The organism is Cloacibacillus porcorum, assembly GCF_001701045.1.
GTDB classification, from domain to species: Bacteria; Synergistota; Synergistia; order Synergistales; family Synergistaceae; genus Cloacibacillus; species Cloacibacillus porcorum.
Map to the genome: position 1 here is coordinate 966,570 of NZ_CP016757.1, position 21,447 is coordinate 988,016.

Sequence of the window (21,447 nt, forward strand, 5' to 3'; positions counted from 1 at the left end):
TTTACCACTCCTGTATGTTATTAGTTTTTCTATAAACTTTAGCGCCGACCGGCACGGTTATGGCCGCCGCTAAAAATACGCTTCCGTAGATTACTTTATAAGCCAGCGCCGCGCTTCCCATAATGTTGATAAAAAACTCCATAATTACCGGCGTCAGAAAAAAGAAACCTGAATATATCAGACCGAATACTACCGCCAGGCGTGTAACATAGGCTTTGCCGCCCAGGTCGAGGATCAGGCACATAAAAGCGGGGTAGCCGAAGCCCATGCCGATTCCGAAGATAAAGCCGTATAACATAAGCGATGAGGCTGTAGAGGCCGTCGTCATAATAAACATCATTGCGGCGGTAATGGCTGTTGCTCCCGAGGCGCAGATCTTGCGCGGCAGCATATCAATGAGTTTTCCGCAGAGTATACGGAAAAGCAGTGCCGTTCCCGCGGAGACACTGAAGAAGTAAGAGGCCGTCAGCCCGAGTTCCCCGGTGAGCTGTACGAAAGTGAGCTGTCCTGCGTCCGTTAGGGCGAAAAGCGCGGCAGAGACAGCGAAAAGGGATATCTGCGGCTTTCGGAGCAGCGATATATATGATATGGAGGGCATATCGTCAGCTTCAGCCGCCGTTCCCCGTTCTTCGATTTTTGGCAGCTTGCGGATTACAACGGTTCCCGCAGCAACCAGCAGAGGGAAGAAAAATATGTAACAGAGATAAAGTTCCTTAGTGATAAGAAGCTCCATCGCGGGAACGATTATCAGTGATGGGAGGCTATAGGCCGTCGTTATCAGTGCGATGCTGCGTCCCCGGATATTTTCGGGAATAAACTGCCGTTCATAGGCGGTGAGAGAGACGCCGACCATGCTCAGCCCGAGGCCGGTGATGCCGCGCCAGATGATGACGGAGAATATCTCTTTACCAAAGAGCGCTATACCGGCGGCACTGATAAAAAAACAGGCGTAACCTCCCAAAAGCATCTTATCGTTGCCTAGCCGCTGTTCAAAAAAAGGGACGAACGGACGGATAAAAAAGGATATGCCGTAGCATATCCCCATAGCTACGCCCCCGAGTGCGCCGAGGGGGATGCCGCGTCCCTCAAGGTAGGGCAGCAGGAAATAATAGCCGCTCTCCATGGAGGCGCTGATGAAGGTGATGGAGAAAAATATAAAGATATAACCGAGTTCAGGACTTAATATTTTCCTCGTTCCGTTCATTTCGCCATCTCTAATATCGCGTACGCCATCAGCCTTGTGCTTTCCATCAGGTTGGTGATTAAAAGCCTCTCGTTTGCCCCGTGCGCCCTGTCATCCTCGTTCTCAAAGGTGGCTCCGTAGGGAACCATGTTTGGCATCCTCTTGGAGTACGTCCCGCCGCACATACTGACGAGGTATGGCTCTTTGCCGGTGGCGTTGTGATAGCCGCGCTGCAGGGTCTTTATCAGCGGGTGCTCCGGGCTGTAGTAGAGCGGCGCCGTCTTCGCGAAGGGCTCAAAGCTGCCGCCGGCAAAAGAGAAGCTCTGTTCGAGCGTTTCGCAGACGCTGTCGAAAGATATCGTCTCTGCGGGGATGTATATGCCGCAGGTGACGGTGATGGAATGCTCGTCGCCGCTGATTTTCGCCATATTTACGGTCAGCGCGCCGCAGTGTGCGTGCGAGGCCTTTATTCCCAGCGAGCAGCCGTCAGCCTCTACACCGATTTTGTCCGCAAGGAAACGCACGAACTTTCCGGCGCCGCCGTTGATTTCGGTGGCGCTGAGGAGAATCAGCAGTCTGCCGACGGCGTTTTCTCCAAGCTCAGGCAGTGTGGCATGAGCCGCCTTCCCGTGAACGGTGATGGTAAGGTGGTCGCCGGAGGCGGCTATTTTGGTTTTCCAGCCGTTCCTTTTAGCCTCAGCGGCAACAGCGCTTGCGGTTCTTTCAAGTGCCTGTATCTCTCCCTTGAGCACGGCCTCAGCTCTCGCGGGTACAGAACCGATGCTTTCACCGCCGCATATCTTTGCCAGAGAGATTCCTTTCACGGGAGCTGTTTCAAAAACTGCCGTGGAAGTAAATTTTATCGTCCCTTTTTCCGTGTTGACCACCGGATAGGCTCCATCTGGGGTAAAGGCGTAAAGCGGCGGCCGTTCGCTTTTAAGGTAGGCCTCCACGTCGCGCATTTTCCCGCTCTCTTCGTCCATGCCAAAAATTATCCGTACCCTCTTTGAGAGTGGAATTCCGAGGTCAGCCACCGCCTTCAGCGCGTAGAGAGAGCTAAAGAGCGGCCCTTTATCGTCCTGCGTGCCGCGTCCGAGAATAGCCCCGTTTTTAACACATCCGCAGAACGGCTCAAAGTCCCAGCCTTCGCCTGGAGCCACCACATCAAGGTGTCCCATCACGGCCACAGTCTCTTCTCCGTCGCCGTAATCGGCCCAGCATATTTTGCCGTCCAGATCCGTAACTTTGAAATCCAGCTGCCTAGCGCAGGCCATCGCGTGGTCGGCGGCACGGGCGATCTCAATGCCGTAGGGAAACCCGCTGGCGTCTTCCGTATAGAGGCTGGGGATACGTACGCTTTCGCATACGCTCTGCACCAGCCGCGGAAGATATGATTTTACGATCCTGTCGAGCCTCTCGTTCATTACTGAAGCCTAGAGAAAATCGCAGATATACTCTGAAATTTCGCTGCAGCGGACTTTAAAGACGGTATTCGCCGGCACGTCATAGCAGCCGCCGGTCTCCACCAGCCGCCAGCCTTTGTCTCCCGGAAACAAAACTTCGACCGCGCCGGCCGTCATTACTACCTTTTCCGGACCGTCCGAATGGAACTCAAACTCTCCGGGGAGATATACGCCAAGAGTCTGCGTCTTTCCGTCCGGATAGCGAAGAGTACGGCTCTGCACCTTACCGTCACAGTAGATATTTACCTTTACTTTGACATCGACTGAATTTATGAATTCTGACATCACATATCCTCCTGTTTTCTTGATTAATGGGGAAGAGCGCCGCGCTCCTCCCCATAGCAGCTATTGTTATACTTTTTAGTTTTCGTTAGTTTTCGTCGGTTGCCTTAGTTCCTGACTTAGCCGCCGCTTTCGCCGCCTGTCTCGCCGCCTTTTCAGGGTTTAGGTAATCAGTTTCAAATTCCTTGACCAGCCTGAAGATCACTGGCGAGAGCAGCGTCAGGGCGATGACGTTTACGTAGACCGGCAGTGCCGACTGTATATCGAGCATCATCCATACGACTGAGGGAACTGTTCCGTGGTAGAAGAAGAACATCGAGACGCAGAGGGGGACCATCGGTCCAGTGTAGCGAACAAATTTCACATATTTCATGCGTTCTTCGTGCGGCTTATTCTGAACACAGTAGACGATGAGCGATTCCAGATATGAGAACCAGCCTGTTGTCGTGGTAAGGGAGAAGATTATCATAAAGAACGCGAGCATATGCGGGGCGTATCCGCCGAAGGCTATTCCCAGCGCTTCGCCGACCGAGCCTGCGCCGCCGCGTCCTGTCTGCCACGCGCCGGTGATGATGACCATCAAACCGGTGATGGTGCAGACGACCATCGTATCCATGAAGACCTCCATCGCGCCCCAGAGGCCCTGGCGTCCAGGATGATCTACGTCAACGGCCGCGTGGATAATCGGCGAGCTGCCCCAGCCGGCCTCGTTGCTGTAGACGCTTCTTGCCACTCCGACCTGAACGACCTTCATCACCGTGACTCCGGCAAAACCTCCGACCGCCGCATAGGGCTGGAAGGCGTAGTAAAATATCGACTTGATGCCGGCGATCGCAGCAGGAATGTCCTTAACTATTATCAGCACTCCCGCGGACAGATAGCAGAGCACCATCACCGGCACGGCGCGCTCCGCGAATTTTACGATACGGGGGATACCGCCGAGTACGATAACATAGCATATTCCGGTGTAGAATATCGCGCAAAAGATGGCGGTAGTTCCTGAAAGTTTGAAGGCGCTCTGCAGGGCTTCAACGATCGTGTACGGTCCTGGCGCGAAATAGAAGGCGCCGATCATCGTCACTGTGAAGATAAGAGAGAGGACCTTGCACCACTTCCAGCCTTTGCCCTCCACAAGTCCCTTTTGGATATAATACGCCGCGCTTCCGTATGAGGAGCCGTCCTCATAGCGCTGCTTATAATGCTGAGTAAGGACGATCTCGCTCATCTTGGTGACCATTCCCACCAACGCCGCCATCCACATCCAGAAGAGCGCTCCCGGTCCGCCGATGGCGATCGCGCTAGCCACGCCGGCGATATTGCCGTTGCCTACGGTGCCGCCCAGCGCCGTGGCAAAGGCGCCAAAAGAAGAAACCTTGCTTTCTCTGACTTTTTTGTTCTTACGGAAGAGACCTCCCAGTGTGTTATAGAATATGTCTCCAAAGCGGCGGAACTGAAAAAAGCCCGTACCGATAGTGAGGAACAACCCGAGAAGAAGAAACATTATTGCGAAATATTTGTTCCAGAGCACGGTCCACGCGACATATTCAAGGGCCGCTTCTACCTGTTTTGCTATCGTTGCATCCATGCTGGTACCTCCGTGATTTGTATACTCGATAAATAAGTGTTATTATAGTTAGACCAAGGTGCTTAATGCTTAAGAGCGGTAAGATGTTATATTTTTATTGCGCTGACGTTTAACACGTCGGTTATTACATAAACAGGCAGGAAGCGACAACTTCCTGCCTGCATTTATTCCAGATAAACTTATTTTTCCCAGAGTTTGACGTTTTTCTCAACTTCTACCTTTTCTTTGTAGAAGATGCCTCGCTTTGCCTGTTCGGCCATTACCCAGTTATAGAAGTCGTCGTCCTTAGCTAACTTTTCCGCGGCGAGCATTCCCTTGCCGGTGAGTTTTCCGTCGACCATCGCGCGGGCGAAGATGCCGCAGGTGCAGGCGGTGGTCCAGGCCATCGAGGTGTAGCCCGTCTCGGGGATCTCCTTCTGAGCGATCTCCCAGGTGTATGTCACGCGGTCATCGCCCTTGATTCCCTTGACAACGATCTTCAGAACGGACATGTCGACCTCACCGGGCTGTCTCTGATATTTCTTCGAGAAGATGTCGATGAGGATGTCGCGCGGAACCTGCTTGACCTTACCGAGCATTCTCTCTTCCTTATCGAAGAGGTCAAGGTCGTTGAGCAGGCGCATCTGCGCCGCGAGGCCGGGCCAGCGGACGGTGTAGGCCGCCATCTCCGGCACGTCTTTGAAGCTGCGGAAGAGTCCGCCGAGTCCGTTGCTCGTGAAGCATTCAAGATTTTTGAATTCCTCTATCTCAAAGTGCATCACCTCGCTGAGAGCGGGGATGACCATCTCTTTACCGCCGCGGACGACCGTTGTTGGCTGGTTGAACTGGTTGAGGTTGTCAGAGATTGACCAGGTAGTGAAATAGTTGAAGGGGGGACGGGGATTTACGGGGAGGCCGCCGCCGACGTAGACGTACATCTCTTCGCATTTGTCGAGTTTGTAGTAGCCGCGGCCGCCGAAGAAGTTGCTCATGCCCGGCTCAAAACCGATCATCGAGATGCCGAGTCCGCCGGTCTCCTGACCGATCTTGTCATAGGGTTCGTCGGAACGGCCGTGCATGCTGGAGACATTGGATATCTTTTTGCCGAGCTCCATCGCGATCTGAGTTACCAGATAGCCTACAGTTCCGGGCATTGCCGCTGTGATGATGTCACAGTCAGCGGAAAGCTTTGCGATCAAGTCCTTATCGGTAGCGGAGCCTTTGACGGTCTCGACGCTCGGATAGAGGCGCTTGGTCTCGGCAAGGTTTTCCTCGCTCATATCCAGCACGACAAAATCAAAATCGCTGATCATGTCGTGAACTATGCAGCGGCCCACCATACCCGCGCCGATCTGTAGAGCTTTTTTCTTTGTTGCCATCTCTGTTCCTCCTATTAATATGAATTTATTTTGCAGACAATAAAAAATTAATGGATACGATGTATACTTAAAAACAAATTCTGGCACTACCATAGGTTCATCCAACGCTCTGATGTGAATATATCATGTCTTTTATATATCGTCAAGCATTGATTTTGTTTGTGCCGCTGCGTTGGTGACAGTGCTGAGAGATGGAAGAATTGCGGGAAATACGGTAATAAGCCGACACTTCGGTGAAAATATGATTACGTATGGGGGATTTATTGGAATATATAAAAACTGCAGATAATTCGCGCAAACAGTGCGTTAAATTTATTGAAAGAAACCGGTTTATTGGAAATGTACGGCTGCCATGGCAATCAATTTTTAGTATTTATTTCTGAATTTACGGATCGGCAATGGCAGCATATCTGAATGATGTGTGAAGTTCTCCAAATGTTCATTGCAGAAGTTTGTGTCGTCTTGTGGTCATATGTAAATCTAGGCCGATCTAAACCTGTAAGGCCGGATAAGGGCAAAGGAAACAAGGGCCGTGCATTATTAATAATCGCGCGGCCCCTGCCTCTTCATTTACTTTCGATAACGGATATTACTGTACCATTTCCGCGTCCCAGAATTTATATTCCCCGACCTTGTTCATCCATACGTCGCGTACCTTGTCCTGATTGACGAGGTAGCAGAAGTTGCCATAATAGAGCGGCGATACGGGGGTCGCGTCCATGAGTATCTTTTCCGCGTTCTTGAGATGTTCGTCACGTGTGGTACCTGATGTTTTCTGCGCCATCAAGATTTCCTGTTCAAAGGCCTTATGTTCCGGATTGAGGACTGTGTCGTTGGGGGCCACTTTTGACTTTTTCCATCTCCACTGGCATTCATTCCAGCTGCTGTCCGTCGCGTAGGCGTCGAAGAATGTCATTGGGTCAGCATAATCACCGGTCCAGTTGCCGCCGCTGATTATGAAATCCCCTCTTTTTCTCTTGTCGACGAGCACCTGCCATTCCATATTGTCAAGCTCAACTTTAACGTTAAGGTTGTTTTTCAGCATCTCCTGGATAGCCTCGGACATCTTTTTAAGAGATTCTCTCGTTACGTAGGTATATGTTACCTTCGGGAAGCCCTTTCCATTGGGATATCCGGCCTCTGCCAATAATTTTTGCGCCTCTTCCACGCGCGCGGCATTTGGGTCGATACCGTACTCTGTGGTCGGCTTGCCGTTTTTGCCAAGAGTCCTGAAGCTTTCGCCTGTCGAGAGTGAAAGTACTGGCGGGACGATGCCTGTCGCAGGAGTCTCTCCGCCTTTGAGAGCGGATTCGCAGATCGCCTTTCTGTTGAGCGCGAGCGCGAAGGCTTTTCTGACACGCACATCGTTGAATGGAGGTTTGTCGACGTTGAAGATGATGTATGCGGTCTGCATTCTCGGTGTGAATACCAGATTAGGTTCTTCGGCGATGAGTCTTGGAATCTCTGCCGGCGGTATTTCCGGATTTACATGGATATCTCCCGCGTTGAACGCGTTAAGTGCGGTTGTTTGGTCGGAGACGAATACCATTTTTACCTTATCGATCTTCACGTTCTTGCTGTCATAATACTTGGGATTTTTGGCAATCGTGAGGTTGTCGCCGATTTTATAGGATTCCAGAACGAACGGTCCGTTAGAGATACAGGTCTTGGGGTTCTTTTCCCACCCGTCGCCGTATTTTTCCACGATGTCCTTTCTTACGGGCATGAAGGAGAAGAATGTCGTAAGGTTGAGGAAATAGGGCACCTTCGATTCCAGGACGACCTGGAATGTCTTATCATCCAGGGCCTTGACGCCGACCTCGCTTGCCTTTGCCTTTCCGTCAAAGAATGCCTTCGCGTTTTTTATATATGAGGTACCCATATACGAATACTCTGAACCGGCTTTGGGGTCAAGGAGTCTCAGCCACGCGTACTCAAAGTCTTTAGCGGTGACGGGTTTCCCGTCAGACCATGTAATATTCGGCTTCAGATAAAAGGTATAGGTAAGTCCGTCCGGCGATATCGTATATTTCTCCGCCTGTCCGGGGGCCAGCTTGCCGTCTTTTGTATCTTTCATCAGGCCCTCGAAGATGTTGCCTATGACGAAACTTCCTCCAGAATCATCGATCGAGGGGTCCCAAGCTTTGATCTCCTTGCCGTGGTTGAATACCAACACCTTCGGCGCCGCGTACGCGACGGCCGCCTGTGAGAAGAAAGCTGTGAATACAAGTACGATGGCTGCTACCAATTTGAATCTTTTTTTTGTCAACATATGGATGCTCCTTTCGGCTAACTCAGGCAATACCCGTGTTCCGGCATCAAATGGTCAAACATCTTTCTCTCTGCGTCTCTGTTTTTTGTGTCTCTTGCACGGCATTTCTCCCCTCTGTTTTCATTATTAAAGGAGGTGGCAGGCTGCATAGTGTTCCGAGCCGAGGTTTCTTAATTCTGGAGTCACCTCGGAGCAAACTTTTTTGGCGTAGCGGCATCGTGTACGAAACCGGCATCCTGACGGCGGATTGAGCGGACTTGGCACGTCGCCCTCAAGGATGATATTTTTTTTCTCCGCCCGAGGATTGGGAATGGGGATCGAGGAGAGCAGAGCTATGGTGTATGGGTGCTGCGGATTGTTGTATAGCTCGTCAGCGGTAGTCACCTCCATGAGGCTTCCAAGGTACATTACACCAACACGGTTTGAGATATGCCGTACCATGGAGAGGTCGTGCGCGATGAAAAGATAGGTGAGGCCGATCTCCCGCTGCAGATCTTCCATCATATTCACGATCTGTGCCTGCACGGAAACATCGAGCGCCGATATCGGTTCGTCGCATATTATGAGTTCCGGCATGACCGATAACGCTCTGGCGATCCCTATCCGCTGCCGCTGTCCGCCAGAAAATTCATGCGGATATCTGTTGGCGTGGTTCTTACGCAGGCCGACCCTTTTTAGCAGCTCAAATATCCTTTCCTGACGTTCTTTGCCTGAGGCGAGCCTATGGATGTCAAGCGGCTCGCCAATGATGTCGGCGACGGTCATTCTGGGGTTGAGCGAGGCGTAGGGGTCTTGGAATATCATCTGGATCTTCTTACGGTAGGGCATAAATGATTTGGGTGAGAGCTTGGCGACGTCAATACCGTCATAGTATATTTCGCCCGCCGTCGGTTCGTAGAGGCGCATGACGGTTCTGCCAACGGTGGTCTTTCCGCAGCCGGATTCTCCGACAAGCCCCAGCGTCTCTCCCTTTCGGATGTAAAAACTGACGTTGTCGACGGCTTTTATCTCTTGTACCTTTTTTGAGATCAGCCCTTCGTCTTTATAGAAATATTTTTTTAGGTTTCTAACGTCAAGAAGGATATTATCGTTCAACTGAACTGATGCCTCCTTTCATAGCGTTATAGCGGTCACAGCACGGCGCATGTTTGTCAAGCAGCCAGCAGGCCGCTTTGTGTCCCTCTCCAACTTGATAGTATCCAGGGCGGTGGCTGGTGCATATATTCATGGAAAAACTGCATCTGGGTGAGAATGGGCAGCCTTGAGGCGGATTCAGGAGGTCCGGCGGCGTCCCCGGTATTGGAATGAGTCTGTGGCGCGCGCCGGTGGCCACATTAGGTATCGACCTCAGCAGTCCCATCGTATATGGATGCGCAGGGTTAAAAAATACGTCGTCGGTTTTCCCCTCCTCCATGACTAATCCCGCGTACATGACGTCTATTCGGGTGCAGATATCCGCCACTACGCCGAGGTCGTGTGTGATCAGGATGGTAGAGGTCCCGGTATTTTGTCCAAGCTCTTTTATGAGCCGGATGATCTGTGCCTGTATCGTCACGTCAAGCGCCGTCGTCGGTTCGTCGGCGATAAGAAGCTCCGGACGGCAGGAGAGCGCCATCGCTATCATTGCCCGCTGCCGCATCCCGCCTGAAAACTCATGCGGATAGCAGGCGGCACGCCTTTTGGCATCAGGTATGCCGACCATCTCCAGCATTTCGACGGCCTTTTCCGCTGCCTCCTTTTTTGAGAGGCGCTGGTGCTGCAGCAGGGCCTCTTCGATCTGAAAGCCGACCCGCAGCACCGGATTCAACGAGGTCATGGGGTCTTGAAAGATCATCGCAATATTATTTCCGCGTATCTTTGTCATCTCATGCTCTGTTTTTTTCAGAAGATCTTCTCCTTTAAAGAGAATCTCTCCGTCTACGACCCTTCCAGGGTGAAGCAGCAGACGCATTATGGAAAGAGAGGTGACGCTTTTGCCGCTGCCTGACTCTCCGACGATACCTAGAGTCTCCCCGCTCTCTATATGAATGTCGATGCCCCTTATCGCCTTTACCTCGCCGAGATGAGTAAAGAAAGAGGTATGCAGATTGCGTATTTCAAGTATGTTTTTATTTTCAGCCATGTCTCCAGCCTACTTTCTCAGCTTGGGGTCAAGCGCGTCTCTCAGTCCGTCGCCAAGCAGATTAAATGTGAGTATCGTAAGAGAGATTGCCGCCGCGGGGAATAGCAGCTGCTGCGGATAGGTGTACAGTCCTTCAAGAGCGTCATTGCAAAGCGTTCCCCATGAGGCGATGGGAGCGGAGACGCCGAGTCCGACAAAACTCAGAAAAGCCTCGGTAAAAATCGCGTTGGGGATCATCATGGTTATGGTAACCATGATCGGTCCCATTATGTTTGGAAGCAGATGGCGCAGAAGTATATACCTGGTTGGCGCGCCCAGTGATTTGGCCGCGAGGACGAACTCCTGCTTCTTCAGAGAAAGCACCTCTCCGCGTACCAGCCTTGCCATGCTTACCCAGTAGGTAAGTCCTATTGTCAGAATTATTGTGAAGAGACCGCCGCTGTCGAAGAGGACGCGAAGCAGTATGACGTAGAGCAGCGTCGGTATCGTATTTATTATATCGACGACTCTCATCATCGCGTCGTCTACCTTTCCGCCGCAATAGCCGGAGACGCCGCCAAACAAGACGCCTATAATGAAGCATACGAGAGCCGTTGCAAAGCCGACTGCGAGCGATATGCGCGCGCCGTAGACTATCCTGATAAAAATGTCTCTGCCGAGCGCGTCATTGCCAAAGATATGGCTCTTATTCCAAACACGGAGTGAGGGCTGTACCTCTTTACCGTCCACAGTGACGATATATCTCTTCATGTTTTCAAATTTGTGTTCCTCCGCGGGCAAATCGACCTTTTCTCCGCGCTCTGCGGCTCTTCTCAACGAATAGAGTTTTTTCTTTGCGGCAAAGTATTGGCTGTAATCCACCTTTATATCCTTGCCGTCGAGCACGAAGTTTTTCTGACGCGTCATAAGATTGTCGCCGGTGTTTTCCGCCATCTTTCCAAGCGTACCGTCACGCGCCACCTGAAGGACGTTGTAATCGTTCGTGATATAAAACGAGGCGCCTGTCCCGTCTATCTCATAGAGTTCAAGCCTGCAGGGAACGTTAGAGTATTCCAGGTTCTGGTCTGAATAGGTATACCTCCAAAAATATGGCAGGAATAGCGCCGTGGCCGTCAAGAGCACAATAAAGACGAGAGAGAATATCGCCGTCTTATTCTCCCGGAACCTCCTCCAGACATCCTGGTAGAATGTAAGGCTTCTGCGCTTGATATCCTCTGATTTTGTAAAGTCATGCTCAGTTTCTTTCCACAGCGCTGCGTTGTTAAGATCGAGCTGTTCGTCTATATGTGTCATCACAAGCCCTCCTCAGTCGAATTTGATTCTGGGGTCGATAAGAACGTAAAGGATATCGACCAATAGAACCATCAGAACGAGGAGTACGCCGTAAAATACCGTTACTCCAAGTATCAGAGAATAGTCGCGGTTAAGGATACTTGTCGTGAACAGACAGCCTATACCGGGTATGCCAAAGACCTTTTCGACGACGAACGAGCCGGTGACGATGCTTGCTACGCAGGGCCCCATATAAGTTGCTACCGGAATCAGCGCGTTGCGCAGCGCATGACGTGTCATTACGACAAAGCTCGGAAGTCCCTTCGCCTTAGCGGTGCGGATATAATCCTGCTGGAGTACTTCAAGCATCGAGGTTCGTGTGAGGCGGGTTATGAAGGCGATTGAAAACGCCCCTATCGCAAAAGCCGGACCAATGTAATCTCTGAAGCTCTCTGCTCCGTAAGATGGTACGATGCCCAGCTTTTTATTGAAGACATAAAGATACAGTGTCGCAACGACAAAACTGGGTATTGTCGTCCCCAACGTGGCGAGCAGCATTGAGACTCTGTCCGATAGTCTGTTATGTCTGAGCGCCGCGTAGACTCCGAAAAATATACCAAAGCCGAGTATGAAGGCGACGGCAAGCAGCCCGATCTTTGCTGAGTAGGGAAAGCCACTCTCAATGATGGCGCGGGTAGTTACTCCTCTTTTATGATAAGAGACGCCGAAATCTCCCTTGACGAAGTTGAACAAATATGTGAGATACTGAACTCCCAAGGGCTTGTCAAGTCCGTACTTCGCCTCAAGCGCCGCCCGTGTCTCATCCGGCAGTCCGCGTGCGCTGGTAAACGGACTTCCTGGCAGATTATGCATTATCAAAAATGTAATCGTAATAACGAACCAAATGGTAAGAGCTGCGGATACAATGCGCTTTAGAGTATATTTCAGCATTTCTACACATCCTTTGCTTTAACAGTATCGATTGTTCTTTTGGTATTAAAGAAGCTGTTCCACTATATATGGAAAAGCCTCCTTCTTTCGCCATTCCTGAACATCTTCCCTCTCCGCCGACAGAGATTTCACGGAGCTACTACAAAGAATACGTTAAATACGAGGTATACATTGAAATTCTGGTAATACCACTGGTACTTCTATGGATTGAGGTAAATATATCATGTATAAATATTCGCGTCAAGTAAATAAAAACAAGGATTCATTGATAATAAGGTGCAAATAAATTAATCATTACCAAAAATTTTTGTAAAAAATCGTAAAAGCATAAGAAAAAGCCCAATTATCTTAAAGACTGCTGTAAAAAGCAGGTTTAGTTTGCCGGAGAGTCAGGATATCATTTTTATAGATAGTTTTGCATGTGATGTGCTGTATTATGGAATGAGCGGCACGTTCTATTAATGGATCATGCCGCTCATATCAGTTCTGGACATTTTGAATGTATATCACGGAATGTTAGTTTTTCAGGTTCCAATACGGGTAGGGGATGTCTGTAATCAATTCAGGATGTTTCCTGCGCATCACCTCAGCGGTTTCAAGCAGATGCATCTTTAATGTTTCGCCGGCATCGTCGGCGTTGTTTTCTTCAATAGCTTTAATAATTGCCCCATGGCGTGATTTGATGAGCTCGATCCAGCCCTTTTCCATCAGCATATCCGGATGGACGAGGATGTTATTGCGTTCAACAAGGCTGTTGATGCTTTCATTTAATCTTGAAAGGATCGGGTTGTGCGCGGATTCTGTCACCAGATGGTGCAGCAGCGCCTCCCATTTCCCGTTCTGCGCCTGTTCCTCCGGTGTTATATAGGGGCAGGAGACAAAATTTTCATAACACTCGCGTAATTTTCTGATGTCGTTTTCCGTTCGGCGCATCGCGGCGATTCTTGCCGCCGGCACTTCGATGATGAGACGCACCTCAAGCTGGTATGAGACGAAATCAGCAGGCAGCATCTGCAAACTTTTCAGAGAGTCGAGCATCCCAAAGTTATCTAGGCTCTTTATAAAGATACCCTGTCGTTCGCGTACCTCAAGCGAACCCTCGGTCACCATTGAAATTACGGCCTCACGCAGGACGTTCCTGCTGACATCGAGCATCTGCGCCAGTTCCCGTTCGGAGGGCAGCTTGTCCCCCTCGTTGAAAGATCCCGATGATACCAGCTCCCGCAGTTTTTCCTGGACTATTTTTTTCTTGCTATCCTTTTTTTCAAGAGGTATGCCGATTTTCATGAGATTTCCTCCAACACGAAAGTTTTTTATTTACCAGTCTGAGCGTTAATATGATAAAAGTCTCCAAGAGATAATAACACTAGGTAGTATAATACCAAATAACGGACCAGAGGCAATACCAGAAAAATTTTATGACTGGAGAATAATGATGGATCATCGCGGCAGGAGCCTTCTCGAGATACATATAGCGGTCCTTCTTTTTGGTCTGACAGGCCTCTTCGGTAAATCCGTGGATATTCCGGCGAGGTATATCGTACTGGGGCGCGTCTTTTTTGCCTCGTTGTCTATGGGTATCTATTTTCTCATTAAACGAAAGGACATCCGTTTAACATGCGGGGCAGATTATACCGCCATCTCCCTCCTTGGCGCGCTGCTGGCCTTTCACTGGACGGCCTTTTATACTTCGGTGCAGGTGTCGGCGGTGGCGATCGCGCTGCTCACATTTTCCGCCTATCCGATATTCGTCACCTTTCTTGAGCCGCTGATGTTCCGCGAGAGGCTGAAGAAGATAGATGTGCTCTTCGCCTTTGTGATGTTCATGGGGGTGCTCCTCATCGTGCCCGAGTTCAACATAAAAAACAATCTGACTATCGGTCTGTTGTGGGGGATGGCCGGCAGCGTCAGTTTTGCGGTGATGTCTCTGCTGAACCGCCGTTTTGCCTCCAGTTACGAGGGCAGCGTGATCGCCTTTTACGAACAGGGAATCGCGGCGCTGGTGCTGCTGCCGATGCTTCTATTTTACCGTCCGGCGGTCTCCGCGAAGGACTGGGGACTTCTCATACTGCTTGGCGTTCTGTTTACGGGCGTCGCCCATTCACTCTTTATCGGCGGTATGAAGCACGTGCGCGCGCAGACTGCAGGGATAATCGCGAGCCTTGAATCGGTCTACGGCATAATCTCCGCGGCGCTGATCCTTGGCGAGATCCCCTCGCTGCGCGAGCTTGTCGGCGGCGCAGTCATCCTCGGGACGGCGGCCTATTCCACTTTGAAGTCGTCAAAAGAGGGCTAGGCCGTGGCTGCCTTTCGTTCTCTTATACCCGCCTATAAAATAGAACAAATATCCGATCGCTTCTTGACAATTACCTTGATTGTACTATAATTTTTGTATAAAGTTCTGGTTGGTCCTCTGGTAATACCAATAAATAAAAACAGGTGATCTGATGACGGTCAAGGGGATGATTTTCAACATAGCGCACTACGCGGTACACGACGGACCGGGGATACGCACGACGGTATTCCTCAAGGGGTGTCCCGCGCGCTGTCTATGGTGCTGCAGCCCCCAGTCGCAGAGTTTTACGGCGGAACGTTCTCTGTCCGGCGAAAGAATATTTGGACGGGAGCTTACGGCGGAGGAGCTCTTTGCCGAGGTGCGGCGCGACGCGCCCTTTTGGCGGCGTTCGGGCGGAGGGGTCACCCTTTCCGGCGGCGAGGTGATGGCCCAGCCTGATTTTGCCGCGGCCTTTCTTGACCTCTGCCGCGCCCATAATGTTCACACGGCGATCGAGAGCTGTCTGTTTGCCTCTTTGGAGACGGTGACGCGTATCGCGGAGAGGACGGACTTTATACAGTTTGATCTCAAGGCGATGGAACCGTCGCTGCACAGGCGTCTCACTTCACTGGGAAACGAAAATATTCTTGAAAACGCCGCGGCGCTCCTGCGAAGCGGCAAACCTGTTCTCGTGCGCTTTCCGCTGATACCGGGTCTCAACGATACGGAGGAAAATCTTCGCGCGACCGGCCTCTTCCTTGAAGGGGCGAGGGCTGGCGTATCCCTTGAGATACTGCGCTATCACCGGATGGGAGTCGGTCTGTACGAGGAACTTGGGCGGCGCTATCCGCTGCCGGATGTCGAGCCTCCCACCGACGATGAATACGCCAGGGCGAAGAAAATTTTAAGCGATTATAAAATCATGGTTTTGTAGAAAAGGGAAGGATGAGCTGTAATGATTAGAGAAGAGTCCGTGAAACGAATAGCTGGAATGAAGGAACGCATGATCACAAATTGCCCCACGGAGCTTTTACCGGAGCGGGCGCTGCTGGTCACCGAAGCATATAAACTCTACGCCGCGGAGCCGCCGGTGCTGAAACGTGCCTATGCGCTGCGGCATATCCTGGAGAATATGACGCTTTTCATTGACGACGAAGAGCTCTTTGTCGGCCATAATTCACCGAAACCGCGTTCTCCTATCGCCTGTCCCGAGCTTGGCGCGCGCTGGATACTGGCCGACCTCGATAATTTTGCGACGCGCCCAGCCGATTCGATCGGTATTACGGATGAGAATAAAAAGATTCTGCGCGAATGTCTTGAGGGCTGGCAGGAGGCCTCGCTTGACTCCGTAACCGCGGGCCTTGTCTCGGCGGAGGCCAGATCGGCGATAGCGGAGGCGATGATCACTGTCGGCGCGCAGGGGACGGCGCATGGCAATATCGCGGTGAATAACAAGAAGCTGCTGGAAAAGGGGCTTCGCGGCATTATCGATGAGATAGAGGCGAAGCTGGCCTCCTTTAAGCCGCGGTGTGCCGCCGACGGCAATAAGATCGACTTCTGGCGGGCGGCGAAGCTCTCGTGCGAGGCGGTAATCGCCTTTGCGCACCGTTATGCGGACGAAGCCCAGAGGCGGGCCGCGGCGTGTTCCGACCCCGTTCGCCGTGAGGAATTGTACGAAATTGCGGCGGTGCTCAAGAGGGTGCCGGAATTTCCCGCCGCGAACTTCCGCGAGGCGCTGCAGTCGGTCTGGCTGATCTATGTGGTCACGCAGATCGAGGCCGACCCGCACGCGATGCTGCTGGGGCGCTTCGACCAGTATATGTATCCCTACTATAAAAATGACGTCGAAGCGGGACGGCTGACCGACGATGAGGCCGTAGAGCTGCTGGCCCATATCTGGATCAAATGCACGGCGATCATCAAACTGATGGATTCGGTGACGACGCGGACCTTCGCCGGTTTTCCGCTCTTCCAGAATATAACCCTCGGCGGGCAGGGGCCTCGCGGCGAGGATGCCTGCAACGAGCTGACGGGGCTGATAATGGAGGCCGCCGCGGTCGCGCGGGTGCCGCAGCCGTCGCTTTCATTCCGCTATCATAATAAGGTCGATCCCGACGCGCTGCTCAAAGCCTGTGAGACGATCAAGCTCGGGCTTGGTTATCCCGCAGTCATGAACGACAACTGTATCATCCCCAAACACCTGATACGCGGCGCGACGCTCGAGGAGGCGCGGGGCTACTGCATGAACTGCGTGGAATCTGACATCGAGGGAGCCTGTGATTCGCGTTCCAACGGTGGTTATGTCAATCTGCCGAAGGCCTTCCTGCTCGCGCTGAACGACGGCGCGGACCCGGCGACGGGGCGGCAGGCCGGGCCGCATACGGGCAAGCTGGCGGACTTTAAGAACTTTGAGGAGCTTATGGTGGCCTTTGAATCCCAGGTCGCCTATTTCGTTGAGCTCATTGTGCGCGCCTACGACCTTATCGACGGAGCGCACGCCGCGCACGCCCCGGAGCCGTTCACCTCGGCGCTGCTCGACGACTGCATTGAAACCGGTCTTACCCGCCAGGAGGGCGGCGTGCGCTATAACTTCTCCGGCATCTTCGGCGTCGGCCTCGCCTCGGCCGCCGACGCGATGGCCGCCGTGCGAAAGGTGATCTTCGACGATGGAAGTGCCTCGCCGGAGGCGCTGCTGAATGCGCTCCGGGATGATTTTGCCGGTGCGCCGGAGCTGAAAAAACTCTGCGAGGCGGCGCCGAAGTTCGGCAACGACGACGATTACGCCGACCTCCTCGCACGCGACGCCTCGCACATCTTCTGCAAAGAGGTGGTGCAGTATCCCTGCATGCGCGGCGGCTTCTACATACCAGAGCTACATTCCGTCTCCACGCACGTCTACTTTGGCGAACTGACGGGCGCCACGCCTGACGGGCGTCCGGCGGCGACGCCGTTCTCCGACGGAGCCTCGCCGGTGGGCGGCCGTGACCGGAACGGTCCCACCGCCGCGGTCTGTTCGATGAGCAAGATCGACCACATGGAGGTTTTGCAGGGTGTGCTCTATAATCAGAAATTCTCGCCCTCGGTGCTCTCCGCGCCCAATTCGGCGGCGCTGCTTGCCGACTATGTCCGCGCCTGGTGCGACCTTGGCGGACACCATATACAGTTCAACATCGTCTCATCAGATGACCTGAAGGAGGCGCAGCGGCAGCCGGACGACTACCGCGACCTTATCGTCCGCGTCGCCGGCTACAGCGCCTATTTCGCGGAGCTTAACGAGAACACGCAGAATGAAATTATCGCCCGTACCGAATATGAAGAGATGAATTAAGGGGGAACGAAAGATGGAAAAACAGTATAGCTATCTGGAACGAGTCAACAGGCTAAAAGAGAAGGTATTCGATACATATCCCGAAATAGACCTTGAGGACGCGAAGCTGCTGACGCAGAGCTTCCTTGAGACCCAGGGCGAGGCGCTGGTCACGCGCAAGGCTAAGGCCTTTCTTAAACAGTGCCAGGAAAAGAGCGTCAAAATCTGGGACGATGAACTAATCGTTGGCAACGCGGGCAGCAAGATACGCGGCGGCATCCTCTCCGCCGACGTCTGCTGGTCCGTCCTCGACCGCGAGCTCGAGACCATCAACACCCGCGAATACGACAAGTTCAGGCTGCTGCCCGAAGACAAAAAGGACTTCGAAGAGATCATCCGCCCCTACTGGAAGGGGCGCTCCAACTACGAAGAGTGGCTTGCGCGCATTCCTGCCGACGTCGCCGCTCTGCGCGACAACGGCGCCCTTTACATCGACAAAAAGGCCGTGCGCGGCTGGGGCGAAGTCACCGCCGGCTATGAATGGTTCATCAGCAACGGCGTCGAAGGTCTGCGCAAAAAGATACTCGCGCGCAAATCGGAGCTTGATGCGACAGTCCCCGGAGACTACGAGAAAGAGATATACCTTGACGCGCTGCTCATCGTCTGCGAGGGTATGGAGACCCTCGCGGAGCGTTACGCTATCGAGGCCGAACGTCTGGCGGCGCTGGAAGGCGACGGGCGGCGCAAAGCGGAGCTGCGCGAAATAGCGGCCGTATGCCGCCAGGTACCCGCCTATCCGGCGCGCACCTTCCGCGAGGCGATGCAGTCCTTCTACTTCTACCAGATATGCATCTTCATGGAACAGAACGCCGCCGCCTACAACCCGGGGCGCATGGACCAATACCTCTATCCCTACTACAAAGCCGACCTCGAGGCGGGACGCATCACCGCCGAAGAGGCGCAGGAGCTCTTCGACTGCCTCTGGGTCAAATTCTCCGAACCCTGCCTCTTCCAGGACGCCAAATCCGCGGAATACGCCTCCGGCTACCCGATGTTCCAGAACCTCTGCGCGGGCGGCGTAGACAGCATGGGGCGCGACGCGGTAAATGATCTCTCATACATGATAATCCAGGCGACGATGGACACCCAGCTCTACCAGCCCTCACTCTCCGTACGCTACAACATGGCGAAAAACCCCAACTCCTTCCTGCGTAAAATAGTCGAGCTGATGGCTATGGGCACCGGTTTCCCCGCCTTCCACAATGACGAAGTCGGCATCCGCATGCTCATGAACAAAGGCATCCCCCTGCGCGAGGCGCTCAACTGGAACCCCGGCGGCTGCGTCGAGACCAACCTTGCGGGCAAAATACGCGGCTACTCGGCGCTCGCCGACATCAACCTCGGCAGTGTCATGGAATTCGTCATGCTCAACGGCAAATGCCGCAAAAGCGGCAAACTCGCGGGGGCGCAGACTGGAGACCCCACGACCTTCGCTGCCTTCGACGACTTCATGGCGGCAGTTAAAAACCAGCTCCATTACGTCATAAAAGTCGTCGTCAAGGCGAGCCACATCATTGACGACATCTGCATGGGGCGCCCCGTGCCGGCCCTCTCCATCAGCTTTGAAGAATGCATCGAAAACGCCAAAGACTACGCCTGGGGCGGCGCCAAATACAACACCGGCAACGGCATAATCTGCATCGGCGTCTCCGACCTCATCAACAGCGTCGCCGCCGTCAAACACCTCGTCTACGACACAAAAAGCGTTACAATGAAGCAGCTCCTCGCGGCCCTCGCCTCCGACTTCGCGGACGCGCCGGAAATACTGAAAGCCTGCCAGGAGGCCCCCAAGTACGGCAATGACGATCCCTATGTAGACGGCATCGCGGCGGAACTCTTCTCCTACATCGCCGACGAGATAGAGAGCTACCGCAGTAAATTCGGCGTCATGACCCCCGGCATCCTGCCCGTCTCCGGCAACACCCCCTTCGGTGTGGAAGTGGGAGCCCTGCCCTCCGGCCGCCGCGCGGGGAAACCGCTCGCCGACGGCGTCAGCCCCAACGGCGGCACCGACGTCAACGGCCCGACCGCGGTACTCAAATCCGTGGCCAACATCCCGCATGACCGCTTCGTACAGGGTACGCTGCTCAACATGAAACTCGACCCGCAGATGGTGAACAACGAAAACGGCATCCGTCAGATCATGGCGCTGCTTAAAAGCCTCTGTACCCTTGGCGTCTACCACGTTCAATTCAACGTCGTCGATCAGAAAAAACTCCTTGAGGCCCAGGCCCATCCCGAAGAATACCGTAACCTGCTTGTGCGCGTCGCCGGTTACACAGCCTTCTTCGTAGAGCTTGGCAAAGAGGTGCAGGACGACATCATCGCGCGCACCGTACAGAGCGAAAACGTCGTCTCCTGCGGCTGATATGGAAAACCGCGGCGAAACAGCCGGCTCCGTCCTGCGCATAGAAAAAAGCTCCATTCACGACGGAGACGGCCTGAGGACCGTCCTCTTCCTCAAAGGCTGCCCATTGCGCTGCCTCTGGTGCTCCACGCCGGAGTCGCAGCGCATGGTGCCCGAGCGCGGCCTCTCGCGTGAAAAATGCCTGCGCTGCGGGCGCTGCGTGGAACAATGCCCGCAGGGGGCGCTCACCATGGGAGAGGACGGCATAAACTTTGACCGTAACAGATGCGCTGGCTGTCTCAAATGCGCCTCCGTATGCCCCTCATCGGCCGTCGTGCCCTACGGCAAAAAAATGACGGCGAATGAGGCGGTGTGCGAAATCGCGAAAGACGAAATATTCTACTTCCACTCCGGAGGCGGGCTCACCGTAAGCGGGGGAGAGCCCCTCGACCAGAGCGGATTCGTCCGCGAAGTGCTTGCCGGCTGCTGCGAGCGCGGTATCGACTGCGCCATCGAAAGCAGCTTCTTCGCGCCGTGGGAGAAAATAGAGCCGCTGCTGCCGTACATCAGCCTGCTCCATGTGGACATAAAACATCCCGACGCGGAAAAACACAAAAAACTCATCGGCGTCGACAACGGCCTGATCCTTGAAAACATCAGGCGAGCCGACGGCGCGCCCTATGACTTCGGCCTTGTGATACGCACGCCGCTCATACCGGGTATAAACGACGGAGACGAAGATATCGTGAAACTCGCGGAGATCGTGAAGGGATTAAAAAAGCTGCGTTTCATGGAATTTCTCGCCTATCACCGTTTGGGGACGGAGACCTACAAAAGACTCGGCCTCGACTATCCTCTTGCGGAGATAAAGACGCCTGACGCCGCCTACATGCGGCGCAAGGCTGCGGTATTCAAAAGTGCCGCAGGTGTGACCGTGAAGATTAACGGCAGCATATTTGAATAGAAAAGC

General features: G+C 53.2%; 16 protein-coding genes. 5 read left to right on the forward strand and 11 right to left on the reverse strand.

From position 1 onward, the window contains the following. Position 1 precedes the first annotated feature (1 nt). The 11 genes from BED41_RS04380 to BED41_RS04430 form a co-directional block, all read right to left on the reverse strand. On the reverse strand, positions 2 to 1,204 hold the full coding sequence (locus BED41_RS04380; RefSeq protein WP_066743478.1) for an MFS transporter: 1,203 nt from the start codon (positions 1,202 to 1,204) through the stop codon (positions 2 to 4). Next, the gene (locus BED41_RS04385) at positions 1,201 to 2,607 is read right to left on the reverse strand and encodes a Sapep family Mn(2+)-dependent dipeptidase (RefSeq protein ID WP_066743480.1); all 1,407 of its coding nucleotides are present in this window, start codon (positions 2,605 to 2,607) and stop codon (positions 1,201 to 1,203) included. Before BED41_RS04385 ends, BED41_RS04380 begins: the two co-directional genes overlap by 4 nt. Positions 2,608 to 2,616: 9 nt before the next feature. After that, entirely contained in the window at positions 2,617 to 2,931 is a 315-nt protein-coding gene (ppnP, locus tag BED41_RS04390) for a pyrimidine/purine nucleoside phosphorylase (protein WP_066743481.1), read from the reverse strand. Positions 2,932 to 3,016: 85 nt separating this feature from the next. Next, complete coding sequence (locus BED41_RS04395) at positions 3,017 to 4,513, reverse strand: alanine/glycine:cation symporter family protein (RefSeq protein ID WP_066743483.1); 1,497 nt, start codon at positions 4,511 to 4,513, stop codon at positions 3,017 to 3,019. A 179-nt stretch (positions 4,514 to 4,692) separates the two neighbouring features. Beyond that, positions 4,693 to 5,871, reverse strand: a complete 1,179-nt coding sequence (locus BED41_RS04400; RefSeq protein ID WP_066743485.1) for a saccharopine dehydrogenase family protein — start codon at positions 5,869 to 5,871, stop codon at positions 4,693 to 4,695. 589 nt (positions 5,872 to 6,460) lie between these two features. Then, a complete protein-coding gene (locus BED41_RS04405) occupies positions 6,461 to 8,143 on the reverse strand; it encodes a peptide ABC transporter substrate-binding protein (protein WP_066743487.1) in 1,683 nt (560 codons plus the stop codon). Positions 8,144 to 8,269: 126 nt separating this feature from the next. Then, positions 8,270 to 9,238 (reverse strand): ABC transporter ATP-binding protein, encoded by a 969-nt coding sequence (locus tag BED41_RS04410; RefSeq protein WP_066743489.1) that lies wholly within the window; start codon positions 9,236 to 9,238, stop codon positions 8,270 to 8,272. Beyond that, positions 9,228 to 10,265, reverse strand: a complete 1,038-nt coding sequence (locus tag BED41_RS04415) for an ABC transporter ATP-binding protein (RefSeq protein ID WP_066743491.1) — start codon at positions 10,263 to 10,265, stop codon at positions 9,228 to 9,230. The genes BED41_RS04410 and BED41_RS04415 overlap by 11 nt, the downstream gene beginning before the upstream one ends. A gap of 9 nt (positions 10,266 to 10,274) precedes the next feature. Continuing rightward, positions 10,275 to 11,558, reverse strand: a complete 1,284-nt coding sequence (locus tag BED41_RS04420; RefSeq protein ID WP_066743492.1) for an ABC transporter permease — start codon at positions 11,556 to 11,558, stop codon at positions 10,275 to 10,277. 12 nt (positions 11,559 to 11,570) lie between these two features. Next, positions 11,571 to 12,488: an ABC transporter permease gene (locus BED41_RS04425; RefSeq protein ID WP_066743494.1), complete on the reverse strand. Its 918-nt coding sequence runs from the start codon at positions 12,486 to 12,488 to the stop codon at positions 11,571 to 11,573. Between the two features lie 516 nt (positions 12,489 to 13,004). Further along, on the reverse strand, positions 13,005 to 13,775 hold the full coding sequence (locus tag BED41_RS04430; RefSeq protein ID WP_066743495.1) for a FadR/GntR family transcriptional regulator: 771 nt from the start codon (positions 13,773 to 13,775) through the stop codon (positions 13,005 to 13,007). Positions 13,776 to 13,920: 145 nt separating this feature from the next. Here BED41_RS04430 and BED41_RS04435 point away from each other — a divergent pair, with 145 nt between their 5' ends. The 5 genes from BED41_RS04435 (at position 13,921) to BED41_RS04455 (ending at position 21,441) form a co-directional block, all read left to right on the forward strand. Beyond that, on the forward strand, positions 13,921 to 14,784 hold the full coding sequence (locus BED41_RS04435) for a DMT family transporter (protein ID WP_229712395.1): 864 nt from the start codon (positions 13,921 to 13,923) through the stop codon (positions 14,782 to 14,784). A gap of 151 nt (positions 14,785 to 14,935) precedes the next feature. Beyond that, positions 14,936 to 15,697 carry a glycyl-radical enzyme activating protein gene (locus BED41_RS04440; protein WP_066743496.1) on the forward strand — a complete coding sequence of 254 codons (762 nt, stop codon included), beginning with the start codon at positions 14,936 to 14,938 and terminating at the stop codon, positions 15,695 to 15,697. A 21-nt stretch (positions 15,698 to 15,718) separates the two neighbouring features. Then, positions 15,719 to 18,091, forward strand: a complete 2,373-nt coding sequence (locus BED41_RS04445; protein ID WP_066743498.1) for a glycyl radical protein — start codon at positions 15,719 to 15,721, stop codon at positions 18,089 to 18,091. Positions 18,092 to 18,104: 13 nt separating this feature from the next. After that, a complete protein-coding gene (locus tag BED41_RS04450; protein ID WP_066743500.1) occupies positions 18,105 to 20,498 on the forward strand; it encodes a glycyl radical protein in 2,394 nt (797 codons plus the stop codon). A 1-nt stretch (position 20,499) separates the two neighbouring features. Then, positions 20,500 to 21,441 (forward strand): glycyl-radical enzyme activating protein, encoded by a 942-nt coding sequence (locus BED41_RS04455; RefSeq protein WP_066743502.1) that lies wholly within the window; start codon positions 20,500 to 20,502, stop codon positions 21,439 to 21,441. The last annotated feature ends 6 nt before the right edge of the window (positions 21,442 to 21,447 follow it).